This window comes from Bradyrhizobium sp. sGM-13, from assembly GCF_018398875.1.
Lineage (GTDB): Bacteria > Pseudomonadota > Alphaproteobacteria > Rhizobiales > Xanthobacteraceae > Bradyrhizobium.
This window is the reverse complement of sequence record NZ_JAGWDK010000001.1, coordinates 501,271-514,889: the sequence shown is the minus strand read 5'-3', so window position 1 is coordinate 514,889 and position 13,619 is coordinate 501,271. Positions and strand designations below refer to the sequence as shown.

Annotated in this window: 11 protein-coding genes; 9 read left to right on the top strand and 2 right to left on the bottom strand. The window is 62.1% G+C overall.

Features of this window, described 5'->3' with window-relative positions; translation table 11 throughout:
• Positions 1-7: 7 nt before the first annotated feature.
• Both KJQ96_RS02385 and KJQ96_RS02380 read right to left on the bottom strand, forming a co-directional pair.
• Positions 8-685, bottom strand: coding sequence for a glutathione S-transferase family protein (locus tag KJQ96_RS02385; protein WP_213285078.1), 678 nt, complete (start codon positions 683-685; stop codon positions 8-10).
• On the bottom strand, positions 685-1,428 hold the full coding sequence (locus KJQ96_RS02380) for an SDR family NAD(P)-dependent oxidoreductase (protein ID WP_213285077.1): 744 nt from the start codon (positions 1,426-1,428) through the stop codon (positions 685-687). The genes KJQ96_RS02385 and KJQ96_RS02380 overlap by 1 nt, the downstream gene beginning before the upstream one ends.
• A gap of 224 nt (positions 1,429-1,652) precedes the next feature.
• Here KJQ96_RS02380 and KJQ96_RS02375 point away from each other — a divergent pair, with 224 nt between their 5' ends.
• From KJQ96_RS02375 to KJQ96_RS02335, 9 genes are all read left to right on the top strand, one after another.
• Complete coding sequence (locus tag KJQ96_RS02375; protein ID WP_213285076.1) at positions 1,653-3,257, top strand: class I adenylate-forming enzyme family protein; 1,605 nt, start codon at positions 1,653-1,655, stop codon at positions 3,255-3,257.
• 19 nt (positions 3,258-3,276) lie between these two features.
• A complete protein-coding gene (locus KJQ96_RS02370; protein WP_213285075.1) occupies positions 3,277-4,014 on the top strand; it encodes an SDR family oxidoreductase in 738 nt (245 codons plus the stop codon).
• A 15-nt stretch (positions 4,015-4,029) separates the two neighbouring features.
• Positions 4,030-5,211 carry an acyl-CoA dehydrogenase family protein gene (locus KJQ96_RS02365; protein ID WP_213285074.1) on the top strand — a complete coding sequence of 394 codons (1,182 nt, stop codon included), beginning with the start codon at positions 4,030-4,032 and terminating at the stop codon, positions 5,209-5,211.
• 21 nt (positions 5,212-5,232) lie between these two features.
• Positions 5,233-6,363, top strand: a complete 1,131-nt coding sequence (locus KJQ96_RS02360) for an acyl-CoA dehydrogenase family protein (protein ID WP_213285073.1) — start codon at positions 5,233-5,235, stop codon at positions 6,361-6,363.
• 53 nt (positions 6,364-6,416) lie between these two features.
• Entirely contained in the window at positions 6,417-7,604 is a 1,188-nt protein-coding gene (locus KJQ96_RS02355) for an acetyl-CoA C-acyltransferase (protein WP_213285072.1), read from the top strand.
• Between the two features lie 48 nt (positions 7,605-7,652).
• Positions 7,653-8,657 carry a nitronate monooxygenase family protein gene (locus KJQ96_RS02350; protein WP_213285071.1) on the top strand — a complete coding sequence of 335 codons (1,005 nt, stop codon included), beginning with the start codon at positions 7,653-7,655 and terminating at the stop codon, positions 8,655-8,657.
• A 22-nt stretch (positions 8,658-8,679) separates the two neighbouring features.
• Positions 8,680-9,507 (top strand): enoyl-CoA hydratase-related protein, encoded by an 828-nt coding sequence (locus KJQ96_RS02345; protein ID WP_213285070.1) that lies wholly within the window; start codon positions 8,680-8,682, stop codon positions 9,505-9,507.
• 223 nt (positions 9,508-9,730) lie between these two features.
• Complete coding sequence (locus tag KJQ96_RS02340) at positions 9,731-10,930, top strand: adenylate/guanylate cyclase domain-containing protein (RefSeq protein ID WP_213285069.1); 1,200 nt, start codon at positions 9,731-9,733, stop codon at positions 10,928-10,930.
• A gap of 362 nt (positions 10,931-11,292) precedes the next feature.
• Positions 11,293-13,593: an MHYT domain-containing protein gene (locus KJQ96_RS02335; RefSeq protein ID WP_213285068.1), complete on the top strand. Its 2,301-nt coding sequence runs from the start codon at positions 11,293-11,295 to the stop codon at positions 13,591-13,593.
• Positions 13,594-13,619 lie beyond the last annotated feature (26 nt).

The following is a 13,619-nucleotide window of genomic DNA, read 5'->3' as shown; positions in this document are numbered from 1 at the left end:
GTCAAGCTCAGATCTTCGCCGCGGCCGGCGTGATCGGTGCCACCGGAACATTCGCCGCGACGGCTCGCTGATAGGCCTCTCGGCTTTGGATGCGCTTAAGGTAGGGTTGCGCGTTGTCGCAAATGCCGACGCCGTAGGCGATGGCCCAATCGAGGCAAGTCGTAAGCAGGATATCGGCGCTGGTAAATTGGTCACCCATCAGGAATGTCCGGCCGTCCGCTAGCGCGACCTCTACGTGTCGTAGCTGTTGCCGGAAATACTCACCCGCCTGCGCGACGACTTCGGGCGCAACTCCATAGATATGTCCCAGTGCATCCGCGCGATGTCGCCGCATGACGTAGAGGCTCGTTGAATCGAGTTCGGCCACGATAAAGAAGCACCATTCGAGCCACGCGGCGAACTCGCGTTGGGTTTCGGGAATTAGCGAACGGCCTGGCGTCGAATAGGTTCGCGACAGATAGGCGACGATCGCGGCGCTTTCGCCGATGCAGAAGTCGCCGTCCTGCAGCAGGGGAATCTTCTGGCGGGGATTGAGCCTGGTGTACTCGGCCGTCTTGGTCTCGCCGGTTCGCGGCCCGATCGGTTTGACTTTGTAGGACAAGCCAAGCTCGTGCATGGCCCAGTGCGGGCGGATGGTGCGGCTTGTACCAACGCCCCATAGGGTTAGATCGGGTGTTGCGCTCATCACCATTTCTCCACGGACGGACGAAGATCGAGTTCATGGGTCCACCCGTCTCGGCTTTGCTGATGGGCGAACCAATAGACCTCGGCGATGGAAGACGTCTTCGTCAGACTGTCCTGGGGAATCTCGCTTGCCTCGATTCCCTTCGCCGCTTTCATGCGCTGATGAATGGCTTCGCTATCCACGCCGGCGTCAATGATGAGATGGACCACGTGGATGTTCTTCGGCCCCAGCTCGCGCGCCATGGCCTGGGCCACCGCGCGAAGGCCAAATTTCGCCGATGAAAACGCCGCAAACCCCTGGCCGCCACGGACACTGGCGGTCGCACCAGTAAAGAAGATGGTGCCGCGCCCACGTGGCAGCATGACGCGTGCGGCCTCGCGTCCGACCAGGAAACCCGCGTAGCAGGCCAGTTCCCAGGCCTTGAAGAACAGCTTTTCGGTGGTCTCCACGAGGGGCTTGTTGACATTCGATCCGGCATTGAAAAGGCAGACCTCGATCGGCCCGATGTTGCTTTCGACGTCGGAAAAAAGCCTTTGAACTTCGGCTTCCTGACGAGCATCGACGCTGAAAGCGTGGATACGATGACCCGCAGTGGTGAGTTCATCCACCAGTCCCTGGGATTTGGCTGCGTCACGCCGGCAGATACAAACGGTGTAGCCCCCTTTGGCAAAGCGACGCGCGACCGCCGCCCCGATGGCGTCGCCCGCGCCAACCAGTATTGCAACGCCGCGACCTTCCACCATTCTCGCCTCTCCCTATAAGTTCTTATTTGGTACTTATGGGTAGCTCTTATCGACCTCGTTGTAAACGAGCTTTTCGAGGTCCTGTAAAAGCGACAGGACCGCTGCCTCTTTAGAGCCCTGAACACCAGAAGGCGAATTAGCAATTGACGAGTTCTAAAAAAGAACGTTAGATCGATATCGCACGCGACGCAGCAGGGCAATGCTGGCTGTTCGGGAGGTTGACGGTGACGGGTCTTTCAGGGGCAATCGATATCGATGAGATTGCTGCGGGGCTGCCGCGCCGCATCCATGAAGTAACGACTGGCCACGTCGTCAATGCCCCGGACCGGATCGCCCTGATCGAAGATGGCGCCGCCTGGAGCTATCGTGACCTGGATGGGCGGGTCGCCGAGATCGCCGTCGTTCTCTCCTCGCTCGGCGTGCGAGCCGGCGATCGTATGATGATCGTCAGCGAAAACTGCATTGCATTGGCGGCCTTGCTGCTTGCGGCGAGCCGGCTCGACGCCTGGGCAATCGTCGCCAACCCGCGACTGTCGGCGCGCGAGTTGGACCAGATCCGCGATCATAGCGACGCCCGCCGGATGTTGTTCACGTCGGATGTCTCGAAGGAGGCCGCGGCGCACGCATCACGCTATGGTGCGGAGAACCGGCAAATTGGCGCGCTGCGGAAGATTGGCATCGGCCCGCTGAACGAAAGCGCTACCGTCGAGCCGGTGGAGGCCGATCCGGCAAAACAAGTAGCGGTGCTGATCTACACCTCGGGAACGACGGGCACGCCGAAGGGGGTGATGCTCTCTCACGAAAGCCTGCTGATCAGCGCCAAGACCACGGCGCATTTCCGCAAGATGGATCGAGACGACAAGATCTATCTGGTGTTGCCGATCTCGCACATCGTCGGCATCTCGCTCCTGATCATGACGCTGATGGTCGGCGGCACGGTGCGGATGGTCCGCAAATTCGATCCGGCGGCAACTGCCCGGGCGATCGCGGAGGAGGGCGTAACCATCCTCAATGGCGTGCCCGCCACCTATCAACGCCTGCTGGAGTACAAAAGCGTATCGGGTCTGAAGCGGCTCGACCGGAGCTCTTTGCGCTTGATAGCCGTTGCAGGCGCGCCGCTCGACCTGAATTTGAAGATGCGTGTGGAGAAGGAGTTCGGCCTTGCGCTCCTCAACGGTTATGGAATCACCGAATGTTCGCCCGGAATATCCGGCGTGCGCTTCGATGCGCCGCGGTCCGACCAGGCGGTTGGCACGCTGCTGCCGGGAGTAGAGGGGCGCATCAGAACAATCGATGGCATACCGCTGTCAAAGGGTGAAGTCGGAGAACTTCACGTTCGCGGACGCAACGTGATGCGCGGCTATTATCGCGCGCCGGAGCTGACGGCCAAAGTGATCGACAGCGAGGGTTGGTTCAATACCGGCGATCTGGCGCGCTTCGACGGCGATTGCCTCTATGTCGTCGGCCGCACCAAGGAAATGATCATCCGCTCGGGCTTCAACGTCTATCCCGCCGAGGTGGAAGCGGTGCTCAGTTCACACAAGGACGTGGTGCAATGCGCCGTCGTCGGCCGTCCGGCCGATGGCAATGAGGAGATTGTCGCCTTTGTACAGTTGCTGCCGGGGTCGCGCGCGACGCCGGCCGATCTGATGAACTTCATTCGGTTTCAGCTCACCTCCTACAAGCGGCCGTCCGAAATCATCGTCCTCGATGCCTTGCCGGCTACTTCGACCGGCAAGATACTCAAGCATAAGCTGGCGGAGTCTTTGCGCGAGGTGGACGAAGCTCCGCTGGCGCAGATGGCTCCGCTTCGTAGACAGCAGATCTAACCTGACCGGGAGAAGACCCTTGCAAAAGAGAAACGCAACCGTGGCCGTGATCGGCGCCGGGGACTACATCGGCGGTGGGATCGCCAAAAAGTTTGCCTCAGAGGGCTTTACGGTGTTTGCCGGGCGCCGTAACGGGGCAAAACTCGAACCGCTCGTCAAGGAGATCGAGAAGGCCGGCGGCGAAATTCACGCGCGTTCGCTCGACGCACGCAAGGAGGAGGAAATCATTTCATTCCTCGGCGATGCCGACAAGCACGCGCCTCTCGAGGTCTGTATCTTCAACATCGGCGCCAACGTCAACTTTCCGATTCTGGAAACCACCGAGCGCGTGTTCCGCAAGGTGTGGGAAATGGCCTGCTATTCCGGCTTCCTCGCCGGGCGCGAAGCGGCGCGGCTCATGCTGCCGCGGGGCAAGGGCAACATCTTCTTCACTGGAGCGACGGCGAGTCTCCGTGGTGGAACGGGTTATGCAGCCTTTGCCAGCGCCAAGTTCGGCTTGCGGGCCGTCGCCCAGGCGGCCGCTCGCGAGTTGGGGCCCAGGAACATCCACGTGGCGCATCTCATCATTGATTCCGGCGTCGACACCGAGTGGGTGCGCCAGCGACGGATCGAGGCACTCGGTCCAAACGCGCTGGATAACCCCGATGCTTTGATGCCGCCATCATCGGTCGCGGAATCCTATTGGCTGCTCTATCAGCAGCCGCGCAGCGCCTGGACTTTCGAGCTGGAGATCCGTCCCTTCGGCGAGAAGTGGTAGCGGGAGCCTCGCACGATGGAGCTCGAACTTTCCAGCGAGGACGTTGCGTTTCGTGACGAGGTGCGTGCTTTTATCGCGGAGAACTATCCGCCGGAAATGCGCGTTCCAAACCCCGAGACCGATTTGACCAAGGAGCAGTCGCTGCTCTGGCACCGCATCCTCCACAAGAAGGGTTGGATCGCGCCGCTCTGGCCGAAGGAATATGGCGGCCCCGGCTGGTCGGTCACGCAGCGCTTCATCTTTGAACAGGAGACCTCGCGCGCGGGAACGCTGCCGCCGCTCGCGTTCAGCGTCACCATGGTCGGCCCGGTCATCTACACCTTCGGCAACGATGCGCAGAAGAAGAAGTTTCTGCCGCGAATCCTCTCCGGTGACGATTGGTGGTGCCAGGGCTATTCGGAGCCGGGCTCCGGCTCCGACCTCGCATCGGTCCGCACCAAGGCGGTACGCGACGGCGACCACTACATCGTCAACGGCCACAAGACCTGGACGACGCTGGCCCAGCATGCCGACTGGATCTTCTGCCTGGTGCGCACCGATCCCTCAGCAAAACCTCAGGCCGGCATCTCCTTCCTGCTGATCGATATGAAATCGCCGGGCGTCACCGTGCGGCCGATCATTACGATCGACGGATCGCACGAGGTCAACGATGTGTTCCTCGAGGACGTGCGAGTGCCTGCGGAGAATCTGATCGGCGAGGAAAACAAGGGCTGGACCTACGCCAAATTCCTGTTGGGCAACGAGCGCACCAGCATGGCCGGGATCGGCCGGTCCACTCGGTATCTCGGGCGTCTGAAGCAGATCGTGAGAACCGAAGTTGGTGAGGACGATCCAGCGTTCGGGGAATTCATCAGGGAGATCGCGCGCGTCGAGCTCGATGTGCTGGCGCTGGAGGCAACCGAACTGCGTATCGTGGCTCAGATGTCGCGCGGCATCGATCCGGGACCTGCCGCGTCGCTGTTCAAGATCAGGGGCACCGAAATATTCCAGCGCATTACCGATCTGACGCATCAGGCGATCGGCAATTACGGTTTGGCCATCCGTGAGCACCCGGTAAGCGCCAACCGCTTCATGCCCGGGCCGGACTATGGACACACCGCGACTGAAAAGTACCTGAACTCCCGCAAACTCAGCATTTACGGGGGATCGAACGAGATCCAGCGCAACATCATCGCGAAAGCTGTTTTGGGTCTCTGACAACATCGCACGAGGCATCGGATGGATATTCAGTTGACGGAAGAACAGGAATTGCTTCGTTCCAGCATCCAACGCTTCCTGCGCGAGCAGTACGATTTCGACGAGCGCCGCAAGATCGTTGCGACCGATGAAGGCTGGAGCCGCAGGCACTGGAAATCCTTTGCCGAACTGGGGCTCTGCGCCGCCCCGTTCGAGGAAAGCTCCGGCGGCCTTGGTGGCGGCTCGCTTGCCACGATGATCGTGATGCAGGAGTTCGGCCGCAACCTCGTCGTCGAGCCGTATTTTGAGACGGTTGTCCTCGCCGGTGGCCTGATCGAGGACGTCGGCTCGCCCGAACAGCGCCAGGAGTTCCTGCCGAAGATCATGGAGGGCGACGCGATATGGGCGCTGGCCTGGGCGGAGGGACGATCACGTTATGATTTCCACAACGTCACCACCACTGCACGCCGCCACGGGGACAAATTTGTTCTGAGCGGAACCAAAGCCGCGGTGGTCGGTGCGCCCTGGGCCGACAAGCTGATCGTTTCGGCGCGCACCTCGGGCCAGCAACGCGATCGCGACGGCGTCAGTCTGTTTGTCGTAGATCGCCATGCGGCAAATCTTCACCTGCAGAGCTTCAAGACGATCGACGGCCGGCGCGCCGCTGAACTCACGCTGATGAAAGTCGAGGTGCCTGCCAGCCAGATGCTGGGCAGCGAAGGCGAGGGCGTCGCGGCCCTGGAGGCGGCTCGCGATCGCGCCATCGCGGCCCTTTGCGCGGAAGCCGTCGGTGCCATGACGGAGCTGAACTCGGCGACGCTCGAATACAGCAAGACGCGTAAGCAGTTCGGGGTTGCGCTGGGAACGTTTCAGGTGCTGCAGCACCGCATGGTCGACATGTTCATCGCGCTTGAAGAATCGATTTCGCTCACTCAGCATTTGAATCTAACCCTGGCGTCGAAGGAGCCGAACGGATCGAAATTGGCGTCCGGCGCCAAGACGAAGGTCGGCTACGCCGCGCGCTTTGTCGCGGAGCAGGCCGTGCAACTGCACGGCGGCATGGGCATGAGCGACGAGTTGAACATCGGCCACTATTTCAAGCGAATAAGCTCCATCAACGTCCAGTTCGGCGATCCTGCCTATCATCTGATGCGGTACGCGCAGCAGAGCTGAATCTCCCTCCCAACGCAGCAAATCGATTGCCGCACCCTGACCAGAGGTAAGCAATGACCGAAGCCGTAATCGTCTCGACCGCTCGCACGCCGATTGGCAAGGCTTACAAGGGCGCCCTCAATCATACGGAAGGCGCGACCCTGCTGGGTCATGCCATTTCCGCCGCACTGTCGCGTGCGAAGATCGAGGGCGGCGAGGTCGAAGATGTCGTGATGGGTTGCGCCATGCAGCAGGGCGCCACGGGTATGAACATTGCGCGCAAGGCGCTGTTGCGTGCCGGACTTCCGGTCAGCGTGGCTGGAACCACCATCGACCGCCAATGCGCGTCGGGCCTGCAAGCAATTGCCCTGGCGGCGCGTTCGGTCATCTTCGATGGCGTGGAGGTTGCCATCGGCGGCGGCGGTGAATCCATCAGCCTGGTCCAGAACGCCCAGTTCAACAACTTTCATGCGGTCGATTCGGAACTGCTGGCGATGAAGGGAGACGCCTACATCGCGATGCTGGATACCGCCGAGATCGTGGCGAAGCGCTACGACATCTCGCGCGAACGCCAGGACGAATACAGCCTCGAGAGCCAGCGCCGGACAGCCGCCGCCCAACAGGGCGGCCGCTTCAGCGACGAACTCGCGCCGATCAAGACCACGATGGCGGTCACGGACAAGGCGAGCGGCGCTGTATCCTATCAGCAGGTGACACTATCGGCGGACGAGGGACCGCGTCCCGATACCACTGCCGAGGGTCTCGCGGGTGTCAAGCCGGCCAAGGGGCCGGGTTTCACTGTCACCGGGGGCAACGCGAGCCAGCTTTCGGATGGCGCCAGTGCCGCTGTCATCATGAGCGACAAGCTCGCGGCGCAAAAGGGGCTGAAGCCGCTCGGTATCTTCCGGGGCTTCGTCTCGGCTGGTTGTGAGCCGGACGAGATGGGAGTGGGCCCGGTCTACGCCGTGCCCCGGCTTCTCAAGCGCCACGGACTCAAGATCGATGATATCGATTTGTGGGAATTGAACGAGGCATTTGCGGTGCAGGTCATCTATTGCCGCGACAAGCTCGGAATCGATCCGGAAAAGCTCAATGTCAACGGCGGCTCGATCGCGGTCGGCCATCCCTATGGAATGACCGGCGCGCGGCTGACTGGCCACGCTTTGATCGAGGGCCGCCGGCGCAAGGCCAAATACGCGGTTGTTACCATGTGCGTAGGCGGCGGCATGGGCGCAGCAGGGCTGCTCGAGATCGTTCATTAGACAAACAATCGGCAGGACCAGACATCCATCAACAAATCGGAGGCACGTGTGAAGACAGCAATTACCCAGATGTTCGGCATCGAACATCCGATCATCCAGGGCGGAATGCACTATGTGGGATTTGCCGAACTCGCAGCCGCGGTGTCGAATGCCGGGGGGCTTGGAATCATCACCGGCCTGACGCAACGGACGCCTGAACTATTGGCCAAGGAGATCGCGCGCTGCCGCGACATGACAGATAAGCCCTTTGGTGTGAACCTTACTTTCCTGCCGAGCTTCACCGCGCCGCCATATCCGGAATATATCGCTGCTATCAAGGAAGGCGGCGTCAAGGCGGTGGAGACCGCCGGCCGCAGCCCCGAGCAGTACATGCCCGCGCTGAAAGCCGCTGGCATCAAGGTGATCCACAAATGCACCTCGGTGCGGCACTCGCTCAAGGCCGAGAAGATCGGCTGCGACGCCGTCAGCGTTGATGGCTTCGAATGCGGCGGCCATCCCGGCGAGGACGATATCCCGAACATGATCCTGCTGCCCCGTGCGGCGGACGAGCTGAAAATTCCGTTTGTGGCGTCGGGCGGCATGGCCGACGCGCGGAGCCTTGTCGCGGCGCTGTCGATGGGGGCCGCCGGCATGAACATGGGCACCCGCTTCATCGCCACGAAGGAAGCGCCGGTCCACGACAATGTAAAGCAGGCCTTGGTCAAGGCGACTGAACTCGACACCGTGCTGGTCATGCGCGCGCTGCGCAATACCGAGCGCGTCTTGAAGAACAAGGGCGTCGACCAGTTGCTGGAGGTCGAGCGCGAGAAGGGCGCGAGCCTGAAGATTGGCGACATCCACGAGCAGGTCGCTGGAGTCTATCCGAAGGTGATGATCGAGGGCGACATGGACGCGGGTGCCTGGAGCTGCGGCATGGTCGCAGGCCTCATTCACGACATTCCGACCGTGAAGGAACTGATCGACCGCATCATGGCGGATGCCGAGCGACTGATCAGGGGCCGGCTGACGGGATTCCTGGACGCTGACAGCGAGGCAGCCCTGAAGGTCGCGTAAAGGCACGACGGGAGCAGCGCGAATGGCCGAAGATCGGATCGAGGTCGATACCGGCACAGGTGAGTTGCTGTGTGAAATCCGGGATCGCGTGGCGCTCATCACGCTGAACCGGCCCGGGGCCCGCAACGCCTTGTCCGATCAACTGACCCCCGCGCTGCGGCGCATGATCAGGCAGTGCGGCGACGATTCCAGCGTCGGCGCGTTGCTCATCACGGGGGCTGGCGCTGCTTTTTGCGCCGGCGGCGACGTCAAGGGTATGGGAAGCAATGCTGCCAAGGCCGAAGCGCCGATCGATGAGCGGGTCGCCGATTTGCGCATCAAGCAGCGCACACTTACGGGTGCGTTGGCTGGATTGCGAAAGCCGACTATTGCAGCGCTTCCCGGGCCTGCGGCAGGCGCAGGGCTTGCGCTCGCGCTCGCCTGCGACATTCGAATCGCCGCTGAATCGGCTGTGATGACCACGGGATATGCCCGCATCGCCTTGACCGGAGACTACGGCATCGCCTGGCTGCTGACGCGGCTGGTGGGGACGTCCCGGGCACGCGAGTTGATGTTTCTGTCGGAGCGGATCGACGCACGCCGCTGCGAAACCCTGGGGCTCGTCAATCGGGTGGTAGCCGACGCCGAGCTTCGCGACGTTGCATTTGCGCTTGCAACGTCGCTGGCCGAGGGTCCCTCGCAAGCTTACGCCGGCATGAAGGACAACCTTGACCATGCCCTGACCGCCGATCTTCTGGATTCGATGGACCAGGAAGCGGAATACATGGTCCGCTCCGCGCGAACGACGGATCACAAGGAGGCGGTGCGCGCCTTCATTGACAAGCGCAAGCCCGTTTTCGTCGGGCACTAGCGCGCGTTCAATCGCTGGACGTCAGTGTTGCTGACCGGCTTTTCCTGGTCGACGCGAAGGACACACCCGGTCGCCGCGAGCCAACTGCGGCATCCCAAACGCGGGAAATTCACCAACGCTATCAATGCGCACAAGCAGATTGCGGCGGGCTCCGTTGACGACGTCGAGCGGGGACACGACATACCCTGTACCGTCGATCCAGGTCACCGCTCAGGAGCAAGATATGAACGCGCCGCCAAAAATCGATCCCGTTGCCGCGCGTTCTGACCGGGACGTCCTGCACTGGCTGACAAACGACACGCGCGATGAGCGCTTCATTGACAATATTTTCGCTGAGCTGTGTATCCGGCTCCAGCGAGCAGGCATTCCCGTCAAGCGGGCGTCGCTTCATATCCTGATCCACCATCCGCAATGGCTTGGCGCACGGATCATGTGGGCCGACGGGATGCGCGAGGCGGAGATTGCGAGGGTCGACTACGACGTCAGGGAGCGATCCGAGTACATCGGTAGTCCCGCCAACGAAGTCCATGACGGCGCCACCGAAGTGCGCGAGAATCTCGAACAGGATCCGTCACTGGGCCGCAAGCATGCCGTCTTTGACGAGATGCGGGCGAAAGGCCTGACTGACTATGTGGCGTGGCCGCTATACCATACGCTCGGTAAGCGGCATATCGTGACCTTTGCAACCGACCGGCCAGGAGGTTTCGACGATGCGCATATCGCCAGCCTGTTGGAACTGTTGCCGGTTCTGGCGCTGGTCAGCGAAATCCGTGTCAAGAACCGGTTGGCGCGAACGCTGCTCGAAACCTATGTCGGGTCGCATGCCAGCGAGCTCATTCTAGCCGGCGCCACCAGGCGGGGCAGCGGGACGACGGTACGCGCCGCCATCATGATCTGCGATCTGCGTGATTTCACAAGGATCTCCGACAACTGGCCGCGCGATGACGTCATTGATCTTCTGAACGGCTATTTCGATGCGATGTCGGAGCCGATTGCGCGACATGGCGGGGAAATACTGAAATTCATCGGCGACGGCCTGCTTGCCATTTTTCCGCTCAGCCAGCCGTCGGCCTGCGCAAATCTGCTGCATGCCGTGGCTGAAGCCCGTCAGGCCATGCTTGCTCTCAACGAAAAAAATAGCGAAACCGGTCGTGAGCCGCTGAATTACGGCATCGGCGTCCACGTCGGAGACGTCATGTACGGCAATATCGGCTCGCGCAGCCGGCTCGACTTCACGGTCATCGGTCCTGCGGTCAACATGGCTTCGCGTCTCGAAGCCCTCACCAAACAGTTGGGAAAAACGGTGCTGCTGTCCCGCGCGTTCGCTGATTTCGTCGAAAACGATTTCGATCTCGAACGCGTCGGGGAATATCCGGTGCGCGGCTTCAACGGCCCAATCGAGCTGTTTGCATATCACGGCTGAACGACGATCAATCGCCGCGTGCCGGGCCGCCCAACGGGCCGCCAACATTGATTCGTGCGCAGGCCATTGAGCGCAGTCGCTCCCCGATATTGCCGGGACCGATCCTCTGGAGGCTGCTGCTATTTGGAAGCGGCAGCCAAGCTATTGAAAGGCTACGGGCCGTCTTGAGCTTTTTCCAAAGGCGCCTTGAAATCATTGGATAATTTGGCGGATCTCGATTCCGCCATTCGGAGGTTCGATCCCTCCGGCCCCCGGCCAGGCGCTCCGCCGAGCCCGGCACCCTCAATTGCGATTTGGCGCGGGAACAATGCACGGCCGCAAGAACGGTGCTATTGAGATGCTTCCCTTGCGACATCAACGGAATGCATCACCATCCAGGCACCCATGACCCCGTTCTTGTCGCGCTGTCAGTCCTGATCGCCGCGCTTTCTTCCTATACGGCGCTGGATCTCGCGACTCGCATGCGGGCTGCCTCCGGCTCCGCCAGCCTGGGCTGGCTTGGGGCTGCGGCCGTCGCCATGGGTGGCGGCATCTGGTCCATGCATTTCGTGGCCATGCTGGCGTTCAGCCTGCCCGGCGTCGAAATTTCCTACGATCCGCTCCTGACGCTGCTCTCGCTTGCCCTTCCCATTTTGGTCGCTGCAGCCGCGTTCGTGGTCGTAAGTCAGCGTTCGAACGCGCTCGTCGTTTCCGGCATTGGAATGGGGCTCGCGATCTCCGGCATGCATTACACCGGCATGAGCGCCATGCGGATGTCGGCTGCGATCCACTACGATCCCGTCTGGGTTGTGCTTTCCATCGCCATTGCGATCGGCGCGTCCATCATTGCGCTGCGCCTCGCCTTTCACATGACGAGCGTGCTCGAGCGCATATCGGCGGGCGCCGTCATGGGGGTGGCGATCTCCGGGATGCACTACGCGGCCATGCGGGGCTCCTCCTTCGTTGCCACGGATGTCATTCTTGGCCGCGCGGCCCACGGCGCGGTTGGGCAGGCGCCGCTCGCGTTCCTGGTCGCCGGCACCACGATCGTCGTCCTCGTCATCGGGCTCGCCGCGGCCGTGTACGACCGCGCCTCGGCAGAACGTGCCGATCGCGAAGCCGAGGCACTCAGGCGGAGCGAGGAGAAATTCCGCCTGCTGGTGGAGGGGGTGGCCGATCACGCCATCTTCATGCTCGACCCCGAAGGGCGCGTGGCGAACTGGAATCTCGGCGCACGCCGGCTAATCGGCTATGGCGACGAGATCATAGGTAACCACTACGCCATCCTTCACACCGAAGAAGACTGCGAGTCCGGAGTTCCCGATGCCGTGCTTCGCGACGCAGAGCGGGAAGGCAAGTCGGCAGGCGAGGGCTGGCGCGTTCGCAAGGACGGCAGCCGCTTCTGGGCCGAGGCGACGATACGCGTGGTGCAAAACGAGCGTGGCGAGGCAATCGGCTTCGCCAAGATCGTGCGCGACGTGACGGAACGGCGCCGAGCCCAGGAAGCGCTGGAGCGCACGCGCGATGCGCTCGTGATATCGCAGAAGATGGAGACTGTCGGACAGCTTACCGGCGGCGTCGCCCACGACTTCAACAACATACTTGCCGTGATCCTGGGCAGCCTCGAACTGGCGAAGAAGCGCCTCCAGCCGGAAGATCCTCGGATTCACCGCCTGCTCGACAACGCGATTCAAGGTGCGCTGCGCGGCGCCTCGCTGACCCAGCGCATGCTGGCGTTCGCGCGCAAGCAGGACCTCAAGCCCGTCGTTGTGGATGTCCCGGAGCTGGTGCGCGGAATGGCGGCTCTCCTGAAGTTTGATCCAGCCATCCGGGTCGAGACCCGTTTTCCGATCGAGCTTTCGAAGGTGAAGGTCGATGCCAACCAACTCGAGCTCGCGATCCTCAACCTCGCCGTCAATGCGCGCGATGCGATCGCGGCCAGTGGCGGGGTCATCAGCATCGCTGCACGCGAAGAGCATGCCATCGATGGCCTTGACGAGGGACGATACGTCGCGCTCTCGGTGAGCGACACCGGATGCGGCATGGACGAGGAGACGCTCAGGCATGCGCAGGAGCCGTTCTTTACGACCAAGGGCGTCGGCAAGGGGACCGGTCTCGGCCTCTCGATGGTGAAAGGGTTGGCCGAACAGTCCGGAGGCGTGTTGCGGCTGAAGAGCCGCATCGGCGAAGGGACCACGGCCGAGATCTGGCTGCCCGCCTCTCAGGACGAAAAGCTGCCGGTGCCCCATGCGGCGGAGCCGTCGCGTTCCGCGCCCCGCGGCAGCCGCGCCCTTTCCGTGCTGGTCGTCGACGATGATCTTCTCGTCCTCGACAGTGTCGCTGCGATGCTCGACGATCTCGGCCACGCCGTGATCGAGGCGCGCTCCGGCGAGGAGGCAGTTCAGCTTCTGCGCCGAATGCCGAAGATTGACATCGTGGTGACCGATTACGCCATGCCGGGGATGAACGGGTTGCTGCTTGCCGAGGCAGTGGCCGCCGAGCGTCCCGGCACGCCCGTGGTGCTCTGCACAGGGTATGCCGAACTGCTCGGCTCGACGCAGCCTCACTTGCCTCGCATCTCCAAGCCGTTCGACCAGGCGGCGCTGCTGGCCGCCATTGAGGAGGTGATGAGCGCGCAGGCAGCTTCGCGCTCGGTTGTGACCTTACACCCGAAGAGAGCCTGACACTCGAATGGATATCATCGCGTCTC